2 protein-coding genes and 1 pseudogene are annotated in these 2,072 nt (G+C 54.9%); all 3 read left to right on the forward strand.

Annotation, left to right across the window (positions count from 1 at the left end; genetic code table 11):
* A pseudogene (locus AC5ZGW_RS45945) lies at window positions 1-387 on the forward strand (hypothetical protein); the annotation flags it as partial.
* Between the two features lie 274 nt (window positions 388-661).
* Window positions 662-1,354: a conjugal transfer ATPase VirC1 gene (locus AC5ZGW_RS45950; protein ID WP_130231874.1), complete on the forward strand. Its 693-nt coding sequence runs from the start codon at window positions 662-664 to the stop codon at window positions 1,352-1,354.
* Between the two features lies 1 nt (window position 1,355).
* Window positions 1,356-1,988: a VirC2 family conjugal transfer protein gene (locus AC5ZGW_RS45955; protein ID WP_165421598.1), complete on the forward strand. Its 633-nt coding sequence runs from the start codon at window positions 1,356-1,358 to the stop codon at window positions 1,986-1,988.
* Window positions 1,989-2,072: the final 84 nt, after the last annotated feature.

Raw genomic sequence — 2,072 nt, forward strand, 5'->3', positions numbered from 1 at the left:
TGTCAGATTCAACGACGGCATCGAGGTCATCCAAATGCCGGCAAACCACGCCGCCTGATCACCTCATCACCCAAAATCCCGCATAGCTCGGCGACAGGGCGGACTTGCGATCGTGCCGCAAAACGTAAGGATGATTACGCCGCAATTGTAAAGGGATTAATGCCGCAAGAGACTTTTATTATGTGCGCCGTACTCCGTCATCATCATTATATTCAAGCCAGCGACTGCTGTCGTGGCCTTGACGTCGGCATATCGTGCGGCGTAAATATATTTACGTTAATGATTCGTCGCATGCTCGGAGCCGACGGTGCCGGCGAAGCACGACAGCAAGCGCTCAAAGACGGAGGCTCTCCTCGAAGTGATAGCAGCACTTCGCCGTTTACTTAATGGAGCGTCATCAACCGAGTCCGACAGTGTGCCTCTCCACGCCTTCTAGGGTCTCAGTCATGCGCTGAGAAGCGCCTAATGTAATGACGTCGGTTCTGCATTTCACGAAAGAACGGTTGCGGTTGTAGCTAAGTTTATCGGTATGTAATCCATGGCGGGTTATCTTGACGACGTTCCATCTCAGAGTCGCGTCGTGTTGAACTGACTTAGTCGGCCTGGCAAACACACATCGCATATCGTATCAAAATTGGTTCAGCACGGGGTGCCATCAGATATGAAACTAATCACTTGCTGCTCATTCAAAGGAGGGGCCGGCAAAACTACAGCTTTGATGGGTCTGTGCTCGTCATTCGCATTCAAAGATAATAAAGTCGCTCTTTTCGAAGCGGACGAAAATCGCCCGCTTACTAAATGGAAAGAAAATGCGCTGCGCAACGGCACTTGGGATCCTCAGTGCGACGTATTCGTTGCGGATGAGCTGCCCCTACTGGAGACCGCATATGCACAGGCCGAAGCGAGCGGCTTCCACTATGCGCTTGCTGACACTCGCGGTGGCTTGAGCGAACTCAATGTGAGTATTATCGCCAGCTCCGATTTCATTCTGGTGCCGACCATGCTAACGCCTCTAGATCTCGACGAAGCACTTACGACTTACCGATACGTTGTCGAGCTACTAATACAAGAGAAACTGCAAATCAAAACCGCCATTCTTCGCCAGCGAGTGCCGACCGGCAGGCTGACAGTCTCTCAACAGGACGCTCAAGACATGCTGGCGGCCTTGCCAATGATCGACGCGCCGATGTATGAACGTGATGCCTTCGCTGCGATGAAAGCGCGGGGTATGCTGCACCTGACGGTGCCGAATATGTCACGCGCTCCCGCAATGCGGCGCAGGTCGCACACCCAGCGTGCAATGGACGAGCTGTCCAGCATCGGCATTTTGATCGAGAAGGCATTGGAGGATTGATGTGGTTTTCCGCAAGCTCACCAATTCGCGGCCAGCGGTACGTCTCACTTCCGCGAGTGCGCAACAGAGGGGTGCTATGACAACTCTGTCAGCAGCGATGATGCCGCTCGAGCAAGTGGCCCCGCCAATAGTGAAGCCAGAGGTCTCTTCCCCCGCGTCCTCCGAGGAGAGGACAATTGTGCTTTCGAGTAAGTGGGCCGAGCCATATCCCAAGGTACAGGTGTTTCTGTCAGCAGCGCTTCCCGCTCCCGGTTTCTCTTCGGGTTTTGACGGCCTGTGCGGCCAGTATCGCCGGACGAAAGCTCTGCAGATGATCTTGCGGCGCGCGTTCGACGACTACGAGGTGATGCTGTTAAGCGCCTCATTGATCAAACCCGTGACTCCTTATCCTATTGAGGAGCCACTGTCTCTCGCTCTAACATCGCGGATGATGCCCCGACGGGTGGTTGAGATCGCTCTAGCGCATTTTGATCCGTGGGGAGTCGAAAGTATGCGTGCCTTCGGCCGTAAACTGGCGAGTGCCGCACTCGGCATGTTCTTCGAGAACGAGAGGAAAGGCATCGGGGATGTCCCGATCGGTGTTGAACTAGATCGGGCCGACGTTGCCGGAATGAATGTTACACGGCGCTCGTGACGTGGGCGCACGTCCTCCATGCGGGCGACGTATTCGCCGTCGACATGGGGAATGCACCACATGTCCCTGCGCCATGGCTTGAGG

Source organism: Bradyrhizobium sp. Crot121 (assembly GCF_059512385.1).